Raw genomic sequence first — 22,825 nt, 5'->3', positions numbered from 1 at the left:
ACGCCTGGCCTGGCGCACCCCTACCGAAGCCCTCGACAAACTACTATCCGACCAAGCAAATCCACCCGGTGTTGCAACCACCGCATGAATCCGCCGGGGTTCTCCGTTGGTGTTAGAGGGGAGAACCCCCAACGCGAGGGGATATCCACTCTTGTGCACGGCGGGTTCGGGCGCGGCCTGACCTTCGCCGAACTTGTCACCAGCGAGGGCGTCGGGCACTGGATCCACAGACACGCCCAGGCGCCACGGAAGAAGCCCCGGGCGCCTGGTCGGGCGGTCCGGGGCTTCTCGGGGTGCTGTGTGACTACTTTGCGACGACTCGCAGGCTGATTTCTGCTTCGCCGTCGCCGGTGGAGCGGGTGACGACGCCGGCCGAGCGGAGGGCGGCCAGGTCCTTGTCGTTGGAGAACCGGTCGCTGACGGAGCCGGCCGCCTCGAAGTCGACGTACCCGATCATCACCGCGCCCTTGGTGTCGGGGAGCGCCTGCTTGAAGTTCTCCGTCTGGCCGAGGTTGCCGCCCTTCAGCACCTGCTCGGCGTAGTCCTTGCTGGTCGAGACGACGAGGGTGTCGCCGTCCTTCGCGGTCTCGATCGGGATGTTCGCCGACGAACGCTCGCGGAGCAGCGTGGTCAGCTTCTGCACCACGGGCTCGGCCTTCGCCGGGTCGGTCTCCATCCGGGCCGCGATCTTCGGGCCGTCGGCGGTGTCCTTGTCGATCGAGACCGACAGGTTCTTGCCGGCCAGGCTCTTCAGGTCGTCCGGCAGCTTCAGGCCAGTCTCCTGGGTGATCTCGTCGATCATCGGCTGCAGGTTCTCGCCGCCCGCCTTCTGCACCTGCGCCCAGGCGGTGTCGATCAGGTTCTCGCCACCGGAGATCGCGATCGCGCCGGCCGTACTGTCCGGCAGCTTGGTGACCAGGTCGCCGGCGTCGGCAGCACCAACCTTGACGCTCTTGTCGCCGTGCGCGATGCCCTTCAGCTCGACGTACGACGCATCGAACCGCAGCGCCACCGCCGCGGAGGCGTCATCGAGACCGGACAGCTGACCTGAGTCGACCTTCCCGCTGATCGAGGCCAGCCCCTTGGCGTCCGCCCAGCCCGAGATGAAGCCCTGCTCGCCGAGCTTGTCCATGTCCGCGCTGAACTTGGCGTTCTTGCTCAGCGGGTTGTCCTTCGCCGTCGCGATCGCCGAGTCGACGGTCGCCTGGTCCTCGGACAGCAGCATGTAGCCGTTGCTGAACGCGCGACCGGGCTTCTTGTCCTCGTTCGCGAGCAGCTTGTCCATGCCCTTGGTCGCGGCGTCCTCGTCGCTGACCTGGACCGCGACCACCGGAATCGGGGCGTCCTTGCCCTCGGCCGGCGGCAGTGCGGCGAAACCGGCGCGGTCACCCAGCCACGGCTTGATGTCCTTGGCGTAGTCGACCTCGGCGAGGTCGCCGCCGGCGGACTTCTTGATCTGCTCGAACAGCTTCTGCTTCAGGTCGTCCTGGTCACTGGTGAGGCCGAGGTTGTCCTTCACGGACGGGAACTTCATCATGAACCGGAGCGCCGCGACCTTCTGGCCGGCGGACGGATTCAGGTCCACGCGGACGTAACCGACCGCGGTGCCCGGCAGGACGTCGGCCGGCTGCTTACCGCCGCCACCGAGCTTGCCGTAGGCAAAGATTCCGCCGCCCGCGACCACCAGCACCATCGCCAGTGCGGCGACGATCGGGATCAGCTTGCCGCGCTTCTTCTTCGGCTCCGGCTGCCACTGCTGCGGGCCGCCGTACCCGGGACCCTGCGGCGGCTGCCCACCGACATGCATCTGCTCGTACGACGCCTGACCCGGCTGACCCGGCTGGCCCTGCTGTCCATAGCCACCCTGACCGTACGGCGCACCGCCGTACTGCCCGCCCTGCTGAGGCTGAGGCGCACCGTGCTGCGGGCCCTGGGGACCTTGAGGACCGCCGTACTGCGGGCCGCCCTGCTGCGGTGCACCGTGAGGGCCACCCTGCTGCGGGCCGCCGTACTGCTGGCCGTACTGCTGGCCCTGCTGCGGGTGCTGCTGTGGGTAGCCCTGCTGACCCGGCTGCGGGCCCTGCTGGCCAGGCTGACCCTGCTGGGGCCAGAGGTTCTGCCCTTGCGGGTTCTGCCGTTGCGGCGGGCCGTACTGCGGCTGCTGACCACCGGCACCTGGGTACGTGGGTGGTTGGTTCTGGTCGGACATATGCTCCCTCGCTGGCTCCGGTGGCCTCACCGCCGGACCTACAAAGGCTAGTGGAGCGGCGGTCCAGGGTCGGACGCAGCAGGTTGCGAAGTGGTTGCAACCGGGTCCGCGCGCCAGGTCGTAGCCGCGATGATCGCGCAGGCGAGCGCGGCGCCGACCAGCCAGGACGCCGCCGGAGTCCAGGTGTGCAGCTCCAGTGGGGCCGCGACCAGATCACCCGGGCGAGCGGCCCGCAGCCGCGGGTCGAGCGGGTCGTGCCCGAGCAGCATGCCGACACCCCATGACACGCCGGAGCCAAGGCACGCGCCGAGCGTGACGATCGCGACCGACCACGGACCGTAGTTACGCAGCCACCAGAACAACGCGCCGCCGAGCACTACCGCAGTCACGAACCCGATCGCCGTGAATGTCCCGTCCGGCCCGAAGATCCGGGTCATCTGCTCCTCGCCCAGCGAGCCACCCTGCGCGTCCACCGTGTACTTCGCCAACGGCGAGAACTGCTGCCACGCCCACCCGGCCACCACCCCCGCGACCAGGAACACCACCACAGTCACCAGAACCGCCTTGGCCCACGGCAACCGCGGCTCCTCGACGACCGGCGCACCGAACGGGTTGTACGACGGCGATGCCACATACGGCGACTGGGACGACTCCGGCTGACTCACGACGCCAGTGTGACGCATCGGTTCCACCATCGATCAGCTGGCCAGGCAGGAGGGGCCTAGGAGGGCTTTCAGGTCGGCCATCAGGGATGAGGTGGGGGTTACGCGGAAGCGGTCGCCGATGCGCATGACGGTGGTTTTCTGGCGGGCCTGGAGGCGGAGGTGGACCTCGGTCATGCCGGGGTGGGACGTGAGGATGTCCTTCAGTTGGTCGACGACCGGTGGGGTGCAGCGGTTGACCGGCATCGTCAGGACCACCGGGCCGGTCGGGCCCTCGGTGAGGTCGGGGACGACGACCTCGTCGCCGCTCAGTTCGAGGCGGTCCTCGCGGCGGCGTACCCGGCCCTTCATCAGGATGATCGCGTCGTTGGTGAGCAGGTGGGCGTGCAACTGGTACGCCGAGGAGAACATCATCACCTCGATCGAACCTTCGAGGTCCTCGATGGTGACGATCGCGTAGATGTCGCCGCGCTTGTTCACCTTCCGCTGGACCCCGGTCACCAGGCCGCCGATCGTCACCCGGCTGCCGTCCGGCCGCTCCTCGTCGGCGAGCAGCTGACCGATCGTGCAGTCGCTGCCGTTGGTGAGCACGTGCTCGACGCCGAACAGCGGGTGGTCCGACACGTACAGCCCCAGCATGTCGCGCTCGTGCGCCAGCTTGGTGGCCTTGTCCCACTCCTCGATCTCGGGGACCGTCACGGTCAGGCGGCTGTTGCCCTCGCCTTCGTCCGCGTCGTCGTCGCCCATCGAGAACAGGTCGAACTGCCCGTGCGCCTCGTTCCGCTTCAGGTCGATGGCCTCGTCGACGGCCTGCTCGTGCACCGCGACGATCGCCCGCCGGGCGTGGCTCATCGAGTCGAACGAGCCGGCCTTGGCCAGCGACTCGATCACGCGCTTGTTGCAGACCGGCAGCGGCACCTTGTCGATGAAGTCGACGAAGTCGGTGAACCGGCCCTTCTCCTCGCGGGCCGCGACGATCTCGGCGACCACGTTCACGCCGACGTTGCGGATCGCGGACAGGCCGAAGCGGATGTCGGTGCCGACCGGGGTGAAGTTCGAGTCCGACTCGTTGACGTCCGGCGGCAGCACCTTGATGCCCATCCGGCGGCACTCGTTCAGGTAGATGGCCATCTTGTCCTTGTCGTCCTTCACGGACGTCAGGACGGCGGCCATGTACTCCGCCGGGTAGTTCGCCTTCATGTACGCGGTCCAGTACGAGACCAGCCCGTACGCCGCGGAGTGCGCCTTGTTGAACGCGTAGTCGGAGAACGGCAGCAGGACGTCCCACAGCGCCTTGACCGATGCGTCGGAGAACCCGTTCGCCTTCATGCCCTCCGCGAAGCCGACGTACTCCGCGTCCAGCACCTCGCGCTTCTTCTTGCCCATCGCCCGGCGGAGCAGGTCCGCCTTGCCGAGCGTGTAGCCGGCCAGGCGCTGGGCTATCTCCATCACCTGCTCCTGGTACACGATCAGGCCGTAGGTGACGCCGAGGACCGGCTCCAGCGCGACCGCCAGCTCGTCGTGCGGGTAGCTGATCTCCTGCTGCCCGTTCTTGCGGAGCGCGTAGTTGGTGTGGCTGTTCGCACCCATCGGGCCCGGCCGGTAGAGCGCCGTACTCGCGGAGATGTCCTCGAAGTTGTCCGGCTTCATCAGCCGCAGCAGCGCCCGCATCGGCCCGCCGTCGAACTGGAAGACACCGAGCGTGTCACCCCGCGCCAGCAGGTCGTACGTCGGTTTGTCGTCGAGGTCCTTGCTCAGCTTGTCGAGGTCGACCGTGATCCCGTGCGCGGCCTCGATGTTCTTGACCGCGTCGTCCATGATCGTCAGGTTCCGCAGGCCCAGGAAGTCCATCTTGACCAGGCCGAGCGTCTCGCAGCTCGGGTAGTCGAACTGGGTGATGATCTGGCCGTCCTGCTCGCGGCGCATGATCGGGACCAGCTCGATCAGCGGCTCGCTGGACATGATCACGCCGGCCGCGTGCACACCCCACTGGCGCTTCAGGTTCTCCAGGCCGCGGGCGGTGTCGACGATCTTGCGGACGTCCTGGTCGCCCTCGTACAGCTGGCGGAACTCGCCGGCCTCGGAGTACCGCTTGTGTTGCGGGTCGAAGATCCCGGCCAGCGGGACGTCCTTGCCCATCACGGCCGGCGGCATCGCCTTGGTGATCCGGTCGCCCATCGCGAACGGGTAGTCCAGCACCCGGCCGGCGTCCTTGATCGCCTGCTTGGCCTTGATGGTGCCGTAGGTGACGATCATCGCGACCCGGTCGTCGCCGTACTTCTCGGTGACGTACCGGATCACCTCGGGGCGGCGGCGGTCGTCGAAGTCGATGTCGAAGTCGGGCATCGACATCCGCTCCGGGTTCAGGAAGCGCTCGAAGAACAGACCGTGCAGCAGCGGGTCGAGGTCGGTGATCTTCATCGCGTACGCACACATCGAACCGGCGCCGGAACCACGGCCCGGGCCGACCCGGATGCCGTTGGCCTTCGCCCAGTTGATGAAGTCGGCGACGACCAGGAAGTACCCGGCGTACCCCTTCGAGACGATGACCTCGATCTCGTAGTCGGTCCGCTTCCGGACGTCGTCCGGGATGCCCTCCGGATACCGGTAGTGCAGGCCGGTCTCCACCTCGGAGACGAACCACGATTCCTCGTTGTGGCCGTCGGGGCACGGGAACCGCGGCATGAACCGGCCCTCGCCCTCGGTGAAGCTCACGTCGCACTGCTCGGCGATCAGCAGCGTGTTGTCACACGCCTCCGGGAAGTCCTTCCAGACCTCGCGCATCTCGGCCGCGGTCTTGACGTAGAACTCGTTCGCGTCGAACTTGAACCGGTTCGGGTCGGTCATCGTCGAGCCGGACTGCACGCACAGCAGCGCGGCGTGCGCCTGCGAGTCCTCGGGCTTGGTGTAGTGCAGGTCGTTGGTCGCGACCAGCGGCAGGCCGAGCTCCTTGGCCAGCTTCAGCAGGTCGCCTTGGATGTTCCGCTCGATGCCGAGGCCGTGGTCCATCAGCTCGCAGTAGTAGTTCTCCCGGCCGAAGATGTCGCGGAACTCCGCGGCGGCCTCGATCGCCTCCTTGTACTGCCCCAGCCGGAGCCGGGTCTGCACCTCGCCGGACGGGCAGCCGGTGGTCGCGATCAGACCCTGGCCGTACGTGTTCAGCAGCTCGCGGTCCATCCGGGGCTTGAAGTAGTAGCCCTCGAGGCTGGCCAGCGAGCTCATCTTGAACAGGTTGTGCATGCCGGAGGTGTTCTTCGCCAGCAGCGTCATGTGGGTGTAGGCACCCGAGCCGGAGACGTCGTCACGGCCGGCGTTCGCGTCGCCCCACTTGACCCGCTTCCGCTCCGAGCGGTGGGTGTGCGGCGTCAGGTACGCCTCGACGCCGATGATCGGCTTGACGTCGTACCTCTTCGCGGTCTTCCAGAACTCGTAGGCGCCGAACACGTACCCGTGGTCCGTGGTCGCCATCGCCGGCATGCCCATCTCCTGGGCGGTCTTGAACAACTCGTCGATCCGCGCCGCACCGTCCAGCATCGAGTACTCCGTGTGCACGTGGAGATGCACAAAACTGTCGCTGGACGCCATATCGACGCAGACCTCCCAGGGCGCGATTCAGGTGGACCAGCACAGCCTATGCGGGCCCGGGGACAGTTCTGAATCGGCTCACCGGCGTGGGCCGACCGCGCCCGCTATCCGGTCGTGGATCAGACCACGAGCACACCAGTTCAGGCACGGAGCCCGACGGCGGGGCCGGGACAGAGCGGCGGGCCTGACGCGGAGCGGAGGGGCTCAAGGCGCCAGGTCCACCAGACGGCTGCCTGGGCGGAGGGACCAGGCGCCATGGTCGCGGAGGGGGGCACCGCGACCACGTTGTGGCACACACAACGATCTGTCCAGCATTACGCCGGCCGCCGACGGCGCGCATCGGGACTCTCACGGATCTGCGTACGGATTCTGTGTACGGATATGGACACATCCCGCTAGGTAGCGGGATGGTCGGCGATCCAGCGGGCGATCTGGCTGCGGGAGGTGAAGCCGAGCTTGCCGAGGATGTGTTCGACATGGGTCTCGGCCGTGCGCCGGGAGACGGTCAGCCGGGCGGCGATCTCCCGGTTGCTCAGGCCCTCGCCGATCAGGACGGCGACCTCGTGCTCGCGCGGCGTCAGCCGGTGTCCCGTCCGGCGCGTTCCACGCTGATCGCGTCCGTCCTCCGCACCCAGCGCGAGCGCGACGGTCTGTTCGAACGTGTACGCCGCTCCGCGCGCGAACGCGGCGCCGAACGCGGGCGCACCGATCGCTGCCCGGATCCGCTCCCCGGTCAGGTCGTCGAGGCGGCTGTACGGCGTCGTCTCCTTGACGACGACCCCGCTGCGCCACACCGCCCGCGACGCACCCATCAACCGCGCGGCCCACTCGTCCGGCGACGCCGACCCGGCGCACCAGGACAGGGCCTGGACGCAGAAGCCGATCCCGGTCCGGTCGTTCAGCGGCCGCAACGACCTGATCGCGTCGCGGAAAGATCGGGTCGCCGACTCGAACTGGTCATGGTCGCGCGACTGCACGATGCCGACCGCCCAGAGCGCGTACGCCGTCGACCGGACGGCGCCCCGCGACTCGGCCAGTGCGTACGCCTGGTGACTGAAGTCCTCGACCCTGGCGTCCTCCAGGAAGAAGGTTGCCAACGACAACAGATGGAGGCAGTTGAACTCACCGTGCAGGTCCCCGGCCGCGCGGAATCCGGCGAGCGCCCGCTCCAGTTCGCCGATGGCGGCGTCCAGCCGGCCCTCGTAGATCATCCCGTGTCCCGACACCTCGGCCACCCCGGCCCGCAGGCGACCGTCGTCGTACCGTTCGGCGAGTTCCGCGCATTCTGCCAACCAGCTTGCGAACAGCTCCGCCTCGCCGAGGAACATCGCGAGCTGGCAGCCCGCCCACAGGCCGAACGCGCGGCTCCGCGTCGGCTCCGGCGCGGCGTCGATCGCGCGGACGAGATAGCGCAGGCCCTCGCGGAGGAGGCCTGCGAACCAGAAGGTCCAGATCGGCGCCGCGAGCTCCAGCGCGACCGGTTCCTCGCCCGGCTCTGCCAGGCAGAACTCGATGGCCTTCCGCAGGTTGTGGTGCTCACGCCGCGTCCGCAGGAACAAGTCGCCCTGCTGCGGACCGAACGAGTCGGTCGCCCACTGGGCCGTCAGCGCCCGGTAGTAGTCGCGGTGCCGGAACTGGTACGCACGGGTCTGATCGCCCAGCCGCGTCGCGCCGAACTGGGAGATCGTCACGAGCATGTCGTATCCGGCGACCACCGGGGAGGCCGCCGCGGTGCGCGTGATGATCGACTTGTTCATCAGACCGGCGACCAGGCCGAGCACGTCCTCGCGTTCGATGCCGTCACCCGCGCAGACCGCCTCGGCGCCGTCCAGGTCGAACCCACCGGAGAAGACCGACAGGCGCTCCCAGAGCAGCCGCTCGGCCGGAGAGCACAGGTCGTAGCTCCAGCCGATCGCTGCCTCCAGCGCCTGCGGGTGTGACGGATCCAGCTGACGGCCGCCCAGCAGCAGCTGGACGCGGTCCGCGAGTCGCTCGAGGATCTGCGGCAACGACAACGTGCGCATCCAGACCGCCGCGAGCTCGAGCGCGAGCGGCACGCCGTCCAGCTGGCGGCAGACCGCGATCACCTCGGCCCGGTTGGACTCGTCGATGCCGAACTCGGGCACCACGGCCCGGACCCGATCGGTGAAGAGCGCCAGGGCGTCGTACTGATCCGCGTGCGCCGACTGCACCTCGGGCGGAGGCGTCGGCAACGGCACCACCGTGAGGATCTGCTCGCCCTCGACTCCGAGGATGTGCCGGCTGGTGGCCAGGATCCGGAGCCGCGGTGCGGCCGCCAGCAACTTGCTCACCAGTACGGCGCACGCCTCCGCCACGCGCTCACAGTTGTCGAGCACCACGAGCAGGTGTTTGTCCTCGAGGAACTCCGTGAGGTCCGCGTCGGGGTTGGCCGACACCTGGATCAGCTCGAGCGCCTCGGCCAGGGTGTGGCCGAGCAGGTCCGGGTCCCGCAACGCGTCCAGTTCGACGAACCAGACCCCGTCGTCGAAGGTACGTCGTACCTCTGCGGCCATCCGCACCGCCAGCCGGGTCTTGCCGACCCCCGCGACCCCGGTCAGCGTCAGCAGACGGCTGCTCGACAACAGCCGTCTCGTCTCCGCCAGCTCACGCCGGCGCCCGACGAAGCTCGTCACCTCAGCCGGCAATCGCCCATGCCCCGCCCGGGCGCGCTGAGACCCCTCCATACCCTCAGAGTAGGCCGAGAACTCAGTCGTCCAGCAGGTCGAGCGCATGGTCCAGGTCGTCGGGGTACTTCGAGGTGAACTCGACGTACTCGCCCGTGCCGGGGTGGGTGAAGCCGAGCCGCATCGCGTGCAGCCACTGGCGGGTGAGGCCGAGGCGTTCGGCGAGGACCGGGTCGGCGCCGTACGTCAGGTCGCCGCAGCACGGGTGCCCGATCGCGGACATGTGCACGCGGATCTGGTGGGTCCGGCCGGTCTCGAGGGTGATCTCCAGGAGGGTCCCGTACCGGAACGCCTCGAGGGTCTCGTAGTGCGTGATGCTCGGCTTGCCGCCGGCCACCACGCCGAACTTGTAGTCGTGGCAATCATTTGCTATTGGCAACTTAATTGCAACAAAGTGCAACTCGCCGGAAACTCATTGACCACGCCCCGCGGTCAACATACGCTCTCATGTGTCACTCGGTGATGGGCGCCCATCGTTTCATCCACATCACGGAGGTGTCGTTCATGGGATATGGAGAATGGGGTGCCGTTGTCAAGTCACCGACATCGGACGCCGATTCCACCAAGGAACACCTGATCGATCGGTCTGCGGCTCTGACGGTGGCCGCGGCTGAGCACTCGGAGATGACCCGACTGTTCAGCTCATTCACCACCGGCGCGAAGGCCCGCCTGCGTAGCAGGTTCTCGCCGGCCGGATCGGCTCGCTAAGGAACGACCGCGGGCGGGCCGCTAGCCGGCCCGCCCGCGCACCCGTTGCATCGCCCACAGCTGGCAGCGCTCGGGCTACCGGCATGACTCAACGGAGGTGGACCAGTGCGAGTGGCGCACAGTAGAGCACAGGCAGAACGATCGGCGGACCTGGAAGTGGCCGTCCGACACGGCTACGCGGAGGCGGCCCGGCTGGGGTTGCGGTTCACGCCGCAGTTCATCACATCCGACCAGTTCGGCGTAACGTTCCTCGACGTCCATGATCCCGACGGGAACCAAGTCTGCACCGGGGCTGGAAAAGGTGTCGGCATGCAGTGCGAGGCCAGCGCCCTCTTCGAGGCGCTGGAGCATTTCCAGCTTGCCACCGCGACTCGATACGAAACCGATTCGCTGCAATTGATGCCCGCGTCAGATATGGTGAGACAGAAAGCCTTGGCCCAAGAGCATCATCTTCATCGACTTGCACAGGACTGCAGCGATTCGCTGCTTGCTTGCGTCCGATTCGAAGAAATTCGTGGCGATGCGGAGATGTGGTATCCGGCGGTATTCGCGAACCCGGCCTTCTCCGAGCGGCCCTCGGCGGGCGACGCCCAGGATAAGTACTGGGCGTACGTGAAGTACGCGAGCACCACGGGATCAGCCAGCGGTATGGCCCTCGAAGACGCACTGCTGCATGGGCTGCTGGAGTGCTTCGAGCGTGACGCGATCTCACTTGCTCTCCTGAGCCTCGCCACCGGCCAGGCACCCACGGACCGCAACTCTCCCGCCGTGTCGATTGCAGTCGTCCGCCCAGAGTCGTTACCCGAGGACCTCGCCACGCTCAGACGGCAGATCACGGAGCTGGACGGCGCAGATCCGCTACTGCTCCGGCTCACCACGGATCTCGGCGTTCCGACCTACTTCGCGGTTTCCGGAGGTACCGACCGGGTCGGCAAGTTCGGCGGCGGCAGCTCCCTCTCGTCACATTATGCGGCCGAGCGGGCGCTTAGTGAGCTGTTGCAGATCCTGTACATCACCGAGTGGAAAGACCTGCAACCTTCGCGTCTGGAACGCGGCGAGATCTTCGCTCCGTGGCCGGTCCTGGACCGGATCTACCACCTCGATCTTCCGTTCGACGAACTGCCGACCGTTCCGCTGGACGCCGAGCATCACGATCACGAGGCTGCGGTCGGCACTTCGTCGGAGCAGCTCCTGCAGTTGGCGAGCGTACTTCACCGATCAGGTCTGACGGCGTACCACCGCGAATGGACCGGTTCGGTCCAGGGCATTGTCGTCACGACAGTCGTTGTGCCAGGCCTCGAGCGGTTCATGTGTCCGGTGATGCTCGGCGCACTGGCGATGCCCATGGCCCGCGGTGTCGAGCTGCTGGAGTCTGCGCATGTCTAGCGCGACGCCTGACATCACCACTCGGGCAGGAACCGCGGCAAGGGTCGAGGATTTCTTCCGAGATGGATACTGCGTTGTGAAACGTGCTGTCACGGGCGACCGGCTCGCCCAGGTAGCCGAGGCTTTCAACCGCTTCTTCGATGCCAAACAGCACAGGGCCAGAACGACAGGCTCTGGCATGGCGAATCATGGGGAGCACCGATGGAACGGACTGCTCCCGTCCACGACGGACTTCCTCGCCGCTGATCTGATCGCCGCCGCGCCGGTCCTGGCAGTGTTGGACGGCATCCGCGATCGTATCGGCGACCAGCGGCATTGGGCCCTCCGGCTTGCCGGGTCGGACATCTGCCTGCCCGGTTCCGCCGATCAGCTCCCGCACCGGGACGTGGGCACCTTCGACCTCACCTGCAACCTCTACCTCACGGAGGTCGGTGAAGAGTCGGGACCGACCGAAGTCTGGCCAGGAACTCACCAACCCGTATCAGTTCACTCCGCCACGCTGGACCCCGATGCCTTTCTCCGTGACGTTCCGCTCTCATTCGACGAATGGGTCCGGCTGGCGGCGGAGCGGGATTCGCGACGATTGACTGTTCCACCCGGCACTGTCGTGATCCGGGACCAGCGGATGATCCATCGCGGTACGGCGAACCGGTCGGAACAGATCCGGCCGATGCTCAGCTTCAACTACTCCTTGATCGATGACGTCTCCCCGATCGCGTACCGGTCCGTCGCCGGCGCAGCGCTCTCGATCACCAGCGCGATGCGACGCCGAGCAATGCAGCTGTCGTCAGCGAGACAGGAGTCCGGTGCCGCACTCTTTGCCGCCGCCGATGTCGCAAGCATCGAATTTCTCAGGGTCGCCGCGACCGATCGGCTGGCCAAGCGACGCTTGCCGATCGATGTGTGGGACCAACTCTCGCTCGAGGCCCGGGACTTGCTTCGACTGGCAGCGCCGGGTCAGGATGCCCGCCAATACATTGCTCAGCGTTCACTGAGGGCAACGATTGGCGGGATGCGTGATGCACTCGCGATGATCGCGACGATCCGGCGACCGCCCAGCTGATGCGGAGTCGGATCAGTACTGTCTGGATCGTCGTTCCGCTCAATTACGGGCACGTGGTGCCGACCACAAATCTGGCGTCCAAACTGGAGGCCAGCGGCGCCATCGTGCGGTATGTGCTGGTCGACTTCGCCAGCACGGTCACGACGGTTTTTCCCGCTGTACGGCTGCTCGAGCATCTCGATCTCGATTTCCAAGTCGTAGTCCTGCCCTTGCCGTCAGCGCGGTCTACAGAGGAGTGGGCCCAGCAGATGACCACGGTCTGGGCCAGGCTGGGCGATACCATCGCGGCCAGCCACCGGCCGGCGATCCTGTACGACAGATATGTACCGCAGGCGGCCCTGCTCGCCAAATTGCTCCACATCCCGGCAGGTACGTTGTGCACAGACCTGCCCAACCGGCTCGATCTCCATGTGCCGCCGGTCAACTCGAGCATTGTTCCGGGAAGGAGCTTTTCATCAGCTCGGCTGCTACTCGCATGGTCGGCGCTCTTGTACGCGAGCCGACGGCAAGCGCGAACAGCGTCGACCCGCCTCTCCGTTCAACACGCGTTCGTCACCTCGCTGTCGCAGCTGGCGGGCAAGTACGGCGTCCAGCTCGCCCGTCCACCAGCACCGGTCAGCTTGCCGCCGTATCCGCTCCCCCGTCCGCCGGACGCCGACGAGTTCGTCTTCACCAGCACGGCATTCGACTTCCGCCGTACCCGGCTTCGCGGTATCCATCGGCTGGGCCTGCTGATCGACAGTCGGCGTCCCCCGGTTGACTTCGCCTGGGAGAAGCTCGATCCCGGACGAAAGCTGGTGTACTGCGCCTTCGGCACCGAACGCCTCGAGGGAGGCACTCACGACCACGCGTTCGACGTCGTCGCACAAGCCTCAGCAGAGTTGCCGGACCATCAGGTAGTTCTGGCAACAGGGAGTTCCACGGTCCCCCGCGAACTGCCCGAGAACGTCATTCACTGTCCAGAGGCACCACAGCTCCCGCTGATTCAGCGGGCCGCGCTGGTGATCTCGCACGGTGGGTTCAATACCGTGAAGGAGGCTGCGGCAGCGGGCGTGCCCTCCCTTGTCCTGTCAGTATCCGGCCCAGTGACCGACGCTGGTCGCAGCGGCGCTCTGGTCGAGTACCTCGGGCTGGGGAAAGTCCTCCCAGGGTCACTGCTTCGGGCCGCAGCTGTAGTCGATGCGATCCGGGGGGTCCCTAAGCTTTCGTCTGCTTGTCGCGCGTTCGCGCGGGCAGAGAGACTTGTGACTGGCCCAGACCCCGCCGTGACTGTCCTCTCGCGGATGCGCTGACTACTCGAACACCCGGCGCAACCGGCCGCGATACGACGGCGGTGTCATCATCTCGCGGAACTGGTCGGCGCCTCCGACCGGCCACTGCGCTGCCAGCGCCTTCACGGCCGGGTCCTCGAGCCGGTCACGCAACGCTGCCGGGAAGTCTCCCCACAGGACCTTGAACGGCCGGTCCCACATTTGGACGATCTCGGTTGCTACCGGGTCGGTGACACCCAGCCCATGGTGCATCTCCGACAGCTTCTCGTAGACCGGCAGCAGCGCGTTCTCCCGGTCCTGCCAGCTCGTCGTCCGGAGCACCTCCGAAAGCAGCGGCCTTAGCTGCGGGCCACAGGTCAGGCGAGAGAACGCCGTACCCAGCCATTTCGAGTACGGCGTGTACCGACGCTCCATCAGGAAGCAGAGACGCATCACATCCAGCACGATCCGGGAACCAATCACCGCCGAGCCGAGCTCGTCGCCGACCGAGCCGGCCCGCCCGACCAGGTTCGCCTCAGGATGGATACGCCACCAGCCGGCCATCAGCAGGTACAACCACAGGTCGTGGGGGTAGTAGGCAAACCGTTGGCGGAGTGCCTCCAAGCCAACCTCGTCGTGATAGACCTCACCCGCTGTCAGCATCAGTAGCCGCTGCTCCGAGAAGGTGATCCAGTCCTCCATCTCGATGTCGCGCTCGACGTCGAAATCGAGATTCCGCCGAACATAATCGCGCAAGGAGTGAACCTCGTGCGCCGTCGGCCGATCGCCAAAGGTCGTCGGCAGGCTCTTGCTCAGCGCGTCGTCGAGGGCCGCGCCATAGGCGTCGTGGTCCTCGACGTCGAGAAAGAGCACCACGCGGGCTTCGCAGTTGTGGTCGGTCGACATCTCGTCATCGAAACCGAGCACCTCTGAACCGCGTCCGATCAGCGCTGCGCTGTGCCGAAGATCGGCAAAGTCAGATGCCAGGATCGGCCGGACTGCCTGATCGTAGAAACGACGACTCAGGTCCAGACCGGAAACATATGTAGACACCTGCGCAAACTCCTTCGCTGGGTTGGACTTAGTGGGGCGGATCAGCGTGTCACTGGGTGTCGACCAGGAGGTCGAGCGCGTGGTCCAGGTCGTCGGGGTACTTCGAGGTGAACTCGACGTACTCGCCCGTGCCGGGGTGGGTGAAGCCGAGGCGCATCGCGTGCAGCCACTGGCGGGTGAGGCCCAGGCGTTCGGCGAGGACCGGGTCGGCGCCGTACGTCAGGTCGCCGCAGCACGGGTGCCCGATCGCGGACATGTGCACGCGGATCTGGTGCGTGCGGCCGGTCTCCAGGGTGATCTCCAGGAGGGTGCCGTACCGGAACGCCTCGAGGGTCTCGTAGTGCGTGATGCTCGGCTTGCCGCCGGCCACCACGCCGAACTTGTAGTCGTGGTTCGGGTGCCGGTCGATCGGCGCGTCGACCGTACCGGTGAACGGGTCGGGGTGGCCCTGCACGAGCGCGTGGTAGATCTTCTTGACCGTGCGCTCCTTGAAGGCGCGCTTCAAGACGGTGTAGGCGTACTCCGTCTTCGCGACCACCATCAACCCGGACGTCCCGACGTCCAGCCGGTGCACGATGCCCTTGCGCTCGGCGGCGCCGCTCGTGGAGATGTTGAAACCCGCGCCGGCCAGGTGCCCGATCACGGTCGGGCCGGTCCACCCGGGCGACGGGTGCGCGGCGACGCCGACCGGCTTGTCCACGACGACGATCTCGTCGTCGTCGTACACGATCCGCAGGTTGTCGACGGTCTCCGGTACGACGGTCACCTCGGACGGCGGCGCCGGCAGCTCGACGTCGAGCAGTACGCCGGCCGCGACCCGGGACGACTTGGGCGCCGTGGCCCCGTCGACCTGGACCAGGCCGGACTCGATCAGCTCGGCGGCCTTCGTCCGGGACACGCCGAAGAGACGGGACAGCGCCGCGTCGAGCCGCTCCCCCGCGAGACCGTCCGGCACCATGACGGTCCGAGATGTCCCAGATGTCACTGGCGGTGCTCCCGGGTCCCGTCGAGCCTGATCCCGCGCAGCGTCTGGATCACCAGCAGTACGGCGGCCGACGTCACGGCCATGTCCGCGACGTTGAAGATCGCCCAGTGCGGGGTCTGCAGGAAGTCGACCACGTGCCCGTGGAACGGCGACGGCTCGCGGAAGATCCGGTCCAGGATGTTCCCGACCGCACCGCCGAACAGCAGCCCGAACGCGACCGCCCAGCCCGCCGAACCGAGCTTGCGGGACAGGTAGACCACGCCGAGCGCCACGGCGATCTGGATCGCGCTGATGTACGGCGTGTAGCCGGCGCCGAGACTGAATGCGGCGCCGGAGTTCCGGATCAGGTTGAACTTGAGCAGCGAACCGATCACGTTCACCGGCTCCCCCGGCGTCAGATGCGCCAAAGCAATCGCCTTGGTCACCTGGTCCAGGAGCAGGATCACCAGCCCGACCCCACCGAACACCACAGTCCATTTCCACGACCGCACGCCGGCCTCGCCGCTGTTGGCGGCGACATCGGCCGACGGAGAAGGAGCGGAGGAGGTCCCCGCATCTTCCCCGAGAGGGCCCGTGGACGACGGAGAACCGGCCGATGGGTTATCGGCCGGTTCGGGGGTGTCTGCGTCCTCCACCTGGTGGGACGAGGCGGGGTCGTTCAGCGGCGTTCCTGACGTTCTTTGCATGAGACGCACAGTGTCGCACGCGGGAACGCCTGGAGCCGACCCTTGCCGATCGCGTTGCCGCAGTTGTCGCAGACGCCGTACGTGCCGTCGTCGATCCGGGTCAGCGCGAACTCGATCTGGTTCAGCATGTCCCGGGCGTTGTTGGCCAGCGTCAGCTCGTGGTACCGCTCGAGCGTGGTGGAGCCGACGTCCGCCTGGTCGTTGCCGGCGCCGTCGCTGCCGTCGCGGAACAGGCCCGCGATCTCCTGCTCGGCGTCCTTGATCTCCTGCGTGAGGTGCTCGACCTCACCCTCCAGCTCGGCGCGCAACTCGGCCAGCTCGGCAGCGGTCCACGGGTCCTCGCCCGGCTTCACCTTGAAGGTCTCGGCCGTGTGTGCAGCGGACTTCGCCGGCGCCGTCGCCGGGGTCCTGTTCTCGTTCGTCTTCATGGCCACCCTCTTCGTCGGAGCTTGCTTGGCAGGGGTCTTAGCCGCTGTGCTTTTCTTGGCCGCGGTGGTCGGTGACGACTTCTTCACCGCGGTGGTCTTCTTGGCCGGCGAGGTCTTCGCCGTACCGTTGCGAGCCGTCGTCTTCTGAACCGGTTCGGACTGCCGGCCGGCGGCGCTCTTCTTGGCCGTCTTCTTGGCCGTGGCAGAACGTTGGGGGGCGGAATTCTTCCGTGCCGATGTAGCCATGGTCAGCTACCCCCTGCCTTCCGTCGGAGACTGAAGCGGACTGGTCGCAAGACAGTAGGCCACGCGAACACCGCGTGCCAGCCCGACGCGCAGACCGTGGACATACGGTAGTCGGTTCTTCAAGTCCGCTCGATGTTCTGCGCGTCACAACCGCATTGCGGACGTCACTGTCCGTAACAGTCGCAGGTCAACCGAGCAGTTGCTCGAGCCGCGACCGGATGTCGTTCGCCTCCCCCTCGACCTCGACCAGCTTGTCCTTGCTGGTCGCACCACGTACCAACGTCACCGCGGAGCGCCGTACGCCGAACTCCGCCGCGACCGCCGTCAGGACAGCCTTCGTCGCCTGTCCTTCTACCGCACGGGCTGCCACCGCGACCACCAGCGCCGGCCCCGACGGACCGTCGTACCGGCCGCCGACCGCCGTCCTGGAAGCCCCAGGCTTCACCCGCACGAGAATTCTCATACCCGAATTCTCGCAACACCATTGATTAACGATTCGTAGTCACCTGGTACGACGCCGTACACTCGTGACTGCGAACCGCAAGGCAATGATGGGGCCATCACCCCGGAGCCGCCGGAAGAACAGTCCGTAGGGACCTATTAGAACCGGCAGCGTGTCGTTAAGGAAGTGGGCAACTCGCAGAGAGTTGCCAAGGAGGGTGGTACCGCGCGGTAGCCAGGCGACAGGCCCGGCACTTCGTCCCTCGTCCAGTAGCAGGACGTGACGAAGGACGCACAAAGATGGCCGGAAACACTCCGTGGCGGCAGGTTCCCGCCCAGGTCGACCTCCCCGCGCTCGAGCGGGAGGTGCTGACGCTCTGGGACGAGCACGACACCTTCGCCAAGAGCCTCGAACAGTCGGTCGGCGGTCAGCCGTGGACGTTCTACGAGGGCCCGCCGACTGCGAACGGCATGCCCGGCACGCACCACATCGAGGCCCGCGTCTTCAAGGACGTGTTCCCGCGCTACCGGACCATGAAGGGGTTCTGGGTCGAGCGGAAGGCCGGCTGGGACTGCCACGGCCTCCCGGTCGAGGTCGCGGTCGAGAAGGAGCTCGGCTTCAACGGCAAGGCCGACATCGAGGCGTACGGCGTCGCGGAGTTCAACGCCAAGTGCCGTGAGTCCGTGCTGCGGCACGTCGACGCGTTCAACGAGCTCACCACCCGGATGGGCTACTGGGTCGACCTCGAGCACCCGTACAAGACGATGGACCCGGAGTACGTGCAGTCGGTCTGGTGGTCGCTCAAGCAGATCCACGACAAGGGCCTGCTGGTCGAGGACTACCGGATCACGCCGTACTGCCCGCGCTGTGGCACCGGCCTGTCCGACCACGAGCTCGCCCAGGGGTACGAGACCGTCATCGACCCGTCGGTCTACGTCCGCTTCCCGCTGACCTCGGGTCCGCTGGCCGGCCAGGCGTCGCTGCTGGTCTGGACGACGACCCCGTGGACACTCGTTTCGAACACTGCGGTCGCCGTACACCCCGACGTCGAGTACGTCGTCGCCACCGACGGCACCGAGTCGCTCGTGGTCGCCAAGCCGCTGCTGGACCGGCTCGGCGAGGGCTGGACGGTCACCGGTCAGTACGGCGGTCGCGAGATGGAGCGGTGGACGTACGAGCGGCCGTTCGAGCTCGTACCGTTCGACGAGCCGGCGCACTACGTCGTACTCGCGGAGTACGTCACCACCGAGGACGGCACCGGTCTGGTGCACCAGTCCCCCGCTTTCGGTGCCGACGACCTCGCGGTGGCCCGTGCGTACAACCTGCCGGTGGTGAAGCCGGTGGACGCGAGCGGTCACTTCGACGCCGACGTACCGCTGGTCGGCGGGCAGTTCTTCAAGAAGTCCGACGAGACGCTGGTCAAGGACCTGAAGGACCGCGGCCTGCTGTTCAAGCACGTGCCGTACGAGCACCCGTACCCGCACTGCTGGCGCTGCCACACGCCGGTCATGTACTACGCGCTCCCGTCCTGGTACATCCGCACCACCCAGGTGAAGGACGCCCTGCTCCGCGAGAACGGGAACACCAACTGGTACCCGGACTCGGTCAAGTGGGGCCGGTACGGCGACTGGCTGCGCAACAACATCGACTGGGCCGTCTCCCGCTCCCGCTACTGGGGTACGCCGCTGCCGATCTGGCGCTGCGGCGAAGACCACCAGGTGTGCGTCGGATCGCTGGCGGAGCTCGGTGAACTGGCCGGCCGCGACCTGAGCGCGACCGACCCGCACCGTCCGTACGTCGACGACATCACCTTCGACTGCCCTCAGTGCGGTCAGGAGGCACGCCGCGTGCCCGAGGTGATCGACGCCTGGTACGACTCAGGCTCGATGCCGTTCGCGCAATGGGGCTATCCGTGGGCGGAGGGGTCGAAGGAGAAGTTCGAGCAGACCTACCCGGCCGACTTCATCGCCGAGGCGATCGACCAGACGCGTGGCTGGTTCTACACGCTGATGGCGATCGGCACGCTGGTCTTCGACGAGTCGTCGTACCGCAACGTCGTCTGCCTCGGGCACATCCTCGCCGAGGACGGCCGGAAGATGTCCAAGCACCTGGGCAACATCCTGGAGCCGATCCCGCTGATGGACGACCACAGCGCGGACGCGGTGCGCTGGTTCATGGCCGCGTCCGGGTCGCCGTGGAAGGCGCGCGGCATCGGGCCGAACGTGCTGAACGAGATCGTCCGGAAGGTGCTGCTCACCTACTGGAACACGGTCGCGTTCCACGCCCTATACGCGCGACTGGCCGACTGGTCGCCCGCCGACGCACCCGCGGTCGCGGAGCGTTCGGTGCTGGACCGCTGGCTGGTCAGCGAGACGCACCGGCTGGTCCGCGACACCGACGAGGCGTACGCCGCGTTCGACACGCAGCGGCTCGGTCTGCTGATCAACTCGTTCGTCGACGTGCTCTCGAACTGGTACGTCCGCCGCTCCCGCCGCCGCTTCTGGTCCGGTGACGCGAGCGCGCTGGCCACCCTGCACGAGACGCTCGAGGTCCTCACCCGCGTGATGGCGCCGCTGACGCCGTTCGTCACCGAGCGGGTCTGGCAGGACGTGTTCCGCCCGGTCTCGTCCGGCCTGCCCGAATCGGTGCACCTGACAAGCTTCCCGACGTACGACGAGACGCTCATCGACGACGTACTGGCGCAGCATGTGTCGATGGCGCGCCGGGTCGTGGAGCTCGGCCGGTCGGCCCGTGCCGAGGCGAAGGTGAAGACGCGGCAGCCGCTGGCCCGCGCGCTGGTCGGGTCGGCTGCGATCGCGGACCTGTCCCCCGAGCTGCTGCAGGAGATCGCCGACGAGCTCAACGTGGGCACGGTCGCGCCGCTGTCCTCGGCGGGTGCGGATCTGGTCGAGTTCTCCGCGAAGGGCAACTTCCGGGAGCTCGGCAAGCGGTTCGCCAAGCAGACCCCGGTGGTCGCGGCGGCGATCGCTGCTGCCGACGCGGGCGCGCTGGCCGCCGCGTTGAAGGAGTCGGGTACGGCGACCGTCGTGGTCGACGGCGAGGACGTCCAGGTCGGCGAGGCCGAAGTCCTGGTGTCCGAGCGGCCGAAGGAAGGCTGGTCGGTGGTCAACGAGCAGGGCGAGACCGTTGCCCTCGACCTCGAGGTCACGCCGGAGCTCAAGCAGGCCGGGCTGGCCCGTGAGGTGGTCCGCACCCTGCAGGAGGCCCGGAAGAACGCCGGCCTCGAGGTCTCGGACCGGATCAAGGTCTGGCTGACCTCGACCGACACCGAGCTGACCGATGCCCTCGGCAAGCACGCCGACGAGATCGCCCGCGAGGTCCTCGCCGTCGAACTCAGCCAGTCCGCCCCCTCGGAGGCGGACGTTGTCACCGGCACCGAAGAGGATCTGCAACTCACCTACTGGCTGACCAAGGCCTGACCCAGGCAGCCGAACGGCGCGGGCCCGCAACAAAGGGGGCTCGCGCCGAAGGTTGTTCCTGTCCGGAACTGACTACCTGTCACCAGGACAGGACCCTCAGTCAAAGGTGTCCAGACATGGCGAAGAGGCGGTGCCGCCGGAAAGCACCGCCCCTTCGGTTACGTCTCTTTAGACGCCGTGACCGTGCGCCTGCGCACGCGCCTCCGGCCGGAAGCCGTTGCGCGGGCTGAGCGTGTCGTCGCCGTTGCCGAGCGCCTTCAGCTGCTCGGTGAAGTACGTCTTCAGGCGGCTGCGGTACTCACGCTCGTAAGCGTGCAGGTCGTCGATCGTGCGCTCGAGCTGACCCTTCTGCTTCTCCAGCGTGCCGAGCATCTGCGCGCGGCGCTCGGCGATCTCGCCGTCGAGCTTCTCGGCGCGGGCGCGGGCCTCACCGGTCATCCGGTCGGCCTTGCCGCGCGCCTCGTTCTCCAGGCGCTCCGCCTTGGCGCGGGCCTCGCCGATGATCTTGTCGGCGGTGTCCTTCGCCTCCTGGACCAGGTCGTCGGAGTGCTTGGTGGCCATCTCCAGCAGCCGCACCGCGGAGCTGGAGGCGTCACCCACCGTGCCGGCCGCCGCAGCCGCGGTCGGAGCCGCCACCACCGGGGGCTTCTCCTCGGGCTTCTCGACCACGACCGGGGGCTTCGGCTGCTGCACGACTGGCGGCAGCGCGGCGGTCTGGTCGACCGGTCGCTGCTGGTCAGCACCAGCGCGCTGAGCCGCCGCGAGCTTGGCCCGCAGCTCCTCGTTCTCGGCGAGAAGTCGCTCGAGCTCGGCTTCCACCTCGTCGAGGAAGGAATCGACCTCTGTGACGTCGTAGCCCTCCCGTAGTCGGACGGGCGTGAACTGCTTCGAGCGGACGTCATCCGGCGTCAGCGGCATCTTTCACCTCGTTTGTCTGTGTCTTGGCGGAGTCCCCGTGGCCCTCGCCTTGGCGACTCAGTAGATCACGTTATCGCTTCGTTGTCTTATGACGGAATCCGGGCTCTACCTACCCCGTCTTCACGGTCTTCACCCTTACAACGATCGAAGGGCCGTCGAGTTGATGGCCATCGCGACCGAGACCATGACGAACAGCATCAGCATGGACAGGTCGATCCGGATTCCGCCGGCCCCGATCGGGGGCAGGATCCGCCGCAGCGGCTTCAGGAACGGATCGGTGATCGAGTAGATCAACTCGAAGAACAGCAGCAACGGCCCCTTGGGGTGCCATTGCGGAGCGAACATGACGATCAGACTGAGTACGAACCGCGCCACCAGCACCAGGAAGAAGGCGAGCAGTACCCAGTAGAGAACGATGAGGACGAGCGCAAGAGCATCCATGTCGTCAACGAGTGTAGAAGACGGCGAAAGCGCCGGCCTCAGCTCTGGTTGTAGAACCCGTCCGCAGCGATCTTTTCCTTCTCCTCGGCGGCCACTGTGACGTTCGGCGGGCAGACCAGGAACACCTTGGTCGTGATCCGCTCGATCGAGCCCCGGCAGCAGAAGATCAGGCCGGCCGCGAAGTCCACCAGCCGCTTGGCGTCGGAGTGGTCCATCTCGGTCAGGTTCATGATGACGGGCGTGCCGTCGCGGAAGTGCTCACCGATGACGCGCGCCTCGTTGTAGCTACGCGGGTGCACGGTGGTGATGCGGGCCAACTCGGTAACCTCCGGGGACGACGCGACTCCGCGCCGGTCTGGGAACTTGCTGACCGTGGCGCCGCTCTGGTCCTGACGGTCCTCGCGGCCCTGGAACTGGGGCTCGGTGCGAGGCTCGCGGCTCTCCCGGCCGGCGGGTACCGGCTCGGTCTCGTGGGAGTCCCCGTCGACGGCGTCTTCCTCGTACTCGTAGTCGTCGTCGTACTCGTCGTCGTACCGCGCGTTGTAGCGCTCCCCGTCCTCGACCAAGCCGAGGTACACACCCATCTTGCGCAGTGCGCCGCTCATGGCCCTCCAGCAC

At 67.1% G+C, this 22,825-nt stretch carries 18 protein-coding genes and 1 pseudogene; 6 read left to right on the top strand and 13 right to left on the bottom strand.

Annotation, left to right across the window (positions count from 1 at the left end):
- Positions 1-304: 304 nt before the first annotated feature.
- Positions 305-1,807, bottom strand: coding sequence for a DUF3352 domain-containing protein (locus tag ACWF0M_RS33935; protein WP_452239835.1), 1,503 nt, complete (start codon positions 1,805-1,807; stop codon positions 305-307).
- Here ACWF0M_RS33935 and ACWF0M_RS33930 point away from each other — a divergent pair.
- Positions 1,802-2,260: a hypothetical protein gene (locus tag ACWF0M_RS33930; RefSeq protein ID WP_452239834.1), complete on the top strand. Its 459-nt coding sequence runs from the start codon at positions 1,802-1,804 to the stop codon at positions 2,258-2,260. The genes ACWF0M_RS33935 and ACWF0M_RS33930 overlap by 6 nt on opposite strands.
- Here the strand turns inward: ACWF0M_RS33930 and ACWF0M_RS33925 are convergent.
- The 4 genes and pseudogenes from ACWF0M_RS33925 to ACWF0M_RS33910 form a co-directional block, all read right to left on the bottom strand.
- Positions 2,257-2,874: a hypothetical protein gene (locus ACWF0M_RS33925; RefSeq protein WP_452239833.1), complete on the bottom strand. Its 618-nt coding sequence runs from the start codon at positions 2,872-2,874 to the stop codon at positions 2,257-2,259. The genes ACWF0M_RS33930 and ACWF0M_RS33925 overlap by 4 nt on opposite strands.
- A 33-nt stretch (positions 2,875-2,907) precedes the next feature.
- Positions 2,908-6,456 (bottom strand): DNA polymerase III subunit alpha, encoded by a 3,549-nt coding sequence (dnaE, locus tag ACWF0M_RS33920; RefSeq protein ID WP_452239832.1) that lies wholly within the window; start codon positions 6,454-6,456, stop codon positions 2,908-2,910.
- Between the two features lie 395 nt (positions 6,457-6,851).
- Positions 6,852-9,161 (bottom strand): ATP-binding protein, encoded by a 2,310-nt coding sequence (locus ACWF0M_RS33915; RefSeq protein ID WP_452239831.1) that lies wholly within the window; start codon positions 9,159-9,161, stop codon positions 6,852-6,854.
- Between the two features lie 22 nt (positions 9,162-9,183).
- A pseudogene (locus ACWF0M_RS33910) lies at positions 9,184-9,546 on the bottom strand (RluA family pseudouridine synthase); the annotation flags it as partial.
- 119 nt (positions 9,547-9,665) lie between these two features.
- On the opposite strand from ACWF0M_RS33910, the gene ACWF0M_RS33905 reads away from it, so the two are divergent.
- The 4 genes from ACWF0M_RS33905 (at position 9,666) to ACWF0M_RS33890 (ending at position 13,610) form a co-directional block, all read left to right on the top strand.
- The gene (locus tag ACWF0M_RS33905) at positions 9,666-9,869 is read left to right on the top strand and encodes a hypothetical protein (RefSeq protein WP_452239830.1); all 204 of its coding nucleotides are present in this window, start codon (positions 9,666-9,668) and stop codon (positions 9,867-9,869) included.
- A gap of 156 nt (positions 9,870-10,025) precedes the next feature.
- Positions 10,026-11,255: a YcaO-like family protein gene (locus ACWF0M_RS33900; RefSeq protein WP_452239829.1), complete on the top strand. Its 1,230-nt coding sequence runs from the start codon at positions 10,026-10,028 to the stop codon at positions 11,253-11,255.
- Positions 11,248-12,318: a phytanoyl-CoA dioxygenase family protein gene (locus tag ACWF0M_RS33895; protein WP_452239828.1), complete on the top strand. Its 1,071-nt coding sequence runs from the start codon at positions 11,248-11,250 to the stop codon at positions 12,316-12,318. Before ACWF0M_RS33900 ends, ACWF0M_RS33895 begins: the two co-directional genes overlap by 8 nt.
- Positions 12,318-13,610 carry a glycosyltransferase gene (locus ACWF0M_RS33890; protein WP_452239827.1) on the top strand — a complete coding sequence of 431 codons (1,293 nt, stop codon included), beginning with the start codon at positions 12,318-12,320 and terminating at the stop codon, positions 13,608-13,610. Before ACWF0M_RS33895 ends, ACWF0M_RS33890 begins: the two co-directional genes overlap by 1 nt.
- Here the strand turns inward: ACWF0M_RS33890 and ACWF0M_RS33885 are convergent, their stop codons facing one another.
- The 5 genes from ACWF0M_RS33885 to ACWF0M_RS33865 all read right to left on the bottom strand — a co-directional run bounded on the left by ACWF0M_RS33885 (position 13,611) and on the right by ACWF0M_RS33865 (position 17,429).
- On the bottom strand, positions 13,611-14,621 hold the full coding sequence (locus tag ACWF0M_RS33885; protein ID WP_452239826.1) for a DUF4037 domain-containing protein: 1,011 nt from the start codon (positions 14,619-14,621) through the stop codon (positions 13,611-13,613).
- 49 nt (positions 14,622-14,670) lie between these two features.
- A complete protein-coding gene (locus tag ACWF0M_RS33880) occupies positions 14,671-15,579 on the bottom strand; it encodes an RluA family pseudouridine synthase (protein WP_452239836.1) in 909 nt (302 codons plus the stop codon).
- A gap of 23 nt (positions 15,580-15,602) precedes the next feature.
- Complete coding sequence (lspA, locus tag ACWF0M_RS33875; protein WP_452239825.1) at positions 15,603-16,097, bottom strand: signal peptidase II; 495 nt, start codon at positions 16,095-16,097, stop codon at positions 15,603-15,605.
- A gap of 167 nt (positions 16,098-16,264) precedes the next feature.
- The gene (locus tag ACWF0M_RS33870; RefSeq protein WP_452239824.1) at positions 16,265-16,720 is read right to left on the bottom strand and encodes a TraR/DksA family transcriptional regulator; all 456 of its coding nucleotides are present in this window, start codon (positions 16,718-16,720) and stop codon (positions 16,265-16,267) included.
- 433 nt (positions 16,721-17,153) lie between these two features.
- A complete protein-coding gene (locus ACWF0M_RS33865) occupies positions 17,154-17,429 on the bottom strand; it encodes a DUF167 domain-containing protein (RefSeq protein WP_452239823.1) in 276 nt (91 codons plus the stop codon).
- A gap of 278 nt (positions 17,430-17,707) precedes the next feature.
- Between ACWF0M_RS33865 and ileS the strand changes: the two genes are divergently transcribed.
- Positions 17,708-20,848 (top strand): isoleucine--tRNA ligase, encoded by a 3,141-nt coding sequence (gene ileS, locus ACWF0M_RS33860; RefSeq protein WP_452239822.1) that lies wholly within the window; start codon positions 17,708-17,710, stop codon positions 20,846-20,848.
- 168 nt (positions 20,849-21,016) lie between these two features.
- On the opposite strand, the gene ACWF0M_RS33855 is transcribed toward ileS, so the two are convergent.
- The 3 genes from ACWF0M_RS33855 to ACWF0M_RS33845 form a co-directional block, all read right to left on the bottom strand.
- A complete protein-coding gene (locus tag ACWF0M_RS33855; RefSeq protein ID WP_130379855.1) occupies positions 21,017-21,766 on the bottom strand; it encodes a DivIVA domain-containing protein in 750 nt (249 codons plus the stop codon).
- A gap of 135 nt (positions 21,767-21,901) precedes the next feature.
- Positions 21,902-22,207, bottom strand: a complete 306-nt coding sequence (locus ACWF0M_RS33850; RefSeq protein WP_130379857.1) for a YggT family protein — start codon at positions 22,205-22,207, stop codon at positions 21,902-21,904.
- A gap of 38 nt (positions 22,208-22,245) precedes the next feature.
- Positions 22,246-22,812 (bottom strand): cell division protein SepF, encoded by a 567-nt coding sequence (locus ACWF0M_RS33845; protein ID WP_452239821.1) that lies wholly within the window; start codon positions 22,810-22,812, stop codon positions 22,246-22,248.
- Between the last annotated feature and the right edge of the window lie 13 nt (positions 22,813-22,825).

The organism is Kribbella sp. NPDC055110 (genome assembly GCF_053607525.1).
This window is presented reverse-complemented; position numbering and strand designations above follow the sequence as displayed.

Excerpts from the sequence above, each read along its gene's own strand:
- ACWF0M_RS33930 (WP_452239834.1), top strand. The coding sequence starts at position 1,802 with ATGCATCTGCTCGTACGACGCCTGACCCGGCTGACCCGGCTGGCCCTG.
- ACWF0M_RS33935 (WP_452239835.1), bottom strand. The coding sequence starts at position 1,807 with ATGCATGTCGGTGGGCAGCCGCCGCAGGGTCCCGGGTACGGCGGCCCG.
- dnaE (WP_452239832.1), bottom strand. The coding sequence starts at position 6,456 with ATGGCGTCCAGCGACAGTTTTGTGCATCTCCACGTGCACACGGAGTAC.
- ACWF0M_RS33915 (WP_452239831.1), bottom strand. The coding sequence starts at position 9,161 with ATGGAGGGGTCTCAGCGCGCCCGGGCGGGGCATGGGCGATTGCCGGCT.
- ACWF0M_RS33905 (WP_452239830.1), top strand. The coding sequence starts at position 9,666 with ATGGGATATGGAGAATGGGGTGCCGTTGTCAAGTCACCGACATCGGAC.
- ACWF0M_RS33895 (WP_452239828.1), top strand. The coding sequence starts at position 11,248 with ATGTCTAGCGCGACGCCTGACATCACCACTCGGGCAGGAACCGCGGCA.
- ACWF0M_RS33890 (WP_452239827.1), top strand. The coding sequence starts at position 12,318 with ATGCGGAGTCGGATCAGTACTGTCTGGATCGTCGTTCCGCTCAATTAC.
- ACWF0M_RS33880 (WP_452239836.1), bottom strand. The coding sequence starts at position 15,579 with ATGGTGCCGGACGGTCTCGCGGGGGAGCGGCTCGACGCGGCGCTGTCC.
- ACWF0M_RS33870 (WP_452239824.1), bottom strand. The coding sequence starts at position 16,720 with ATGAAGACGAACGAGAACAGGACCCCGGCGACGGCGCCGGCGAAGTCC.
- ACWF0M_RS33865 (WP_452239823.1), bottom strand. The coding sequence starts at position 17,429 with ATGAGAATTCTCGTGCGGGTGAAGCCTGGGGCTTCCAGGACGGCGGTC.
- ileS (WP_452239822.1), top strand. The coding sequence starts at position 17,708 with ATGGCCGGAAACACTCCGTGGCGGCAGGTTCCCGCCCAGGTCGACCTC.
- ACWF0M_RS33855 (WP_130379855.1), bottom strand. The coding sequence starts at position 21,766 with ATGCCGCTGACGCCGGATGACGTCCGCTCGAAGCAGTTCACGCCCGTC.
- ACWF0M_RS33850 (WP_130379857.1), bottom strand. The coding sequence starts at position 22,207 with ATGGATGCTCTTGCGCTCGTCCTCATCGTTCTCTACTGGGTACTGCTC.
- ACWF0M_RS33845 (WP_452239821.1), bottom strand. The coding sequence starts at position 22,812 with ATGAGCGGCGCACTGCGCAAGATGGGTGTGTACCTCGGCTTGGTCGAG.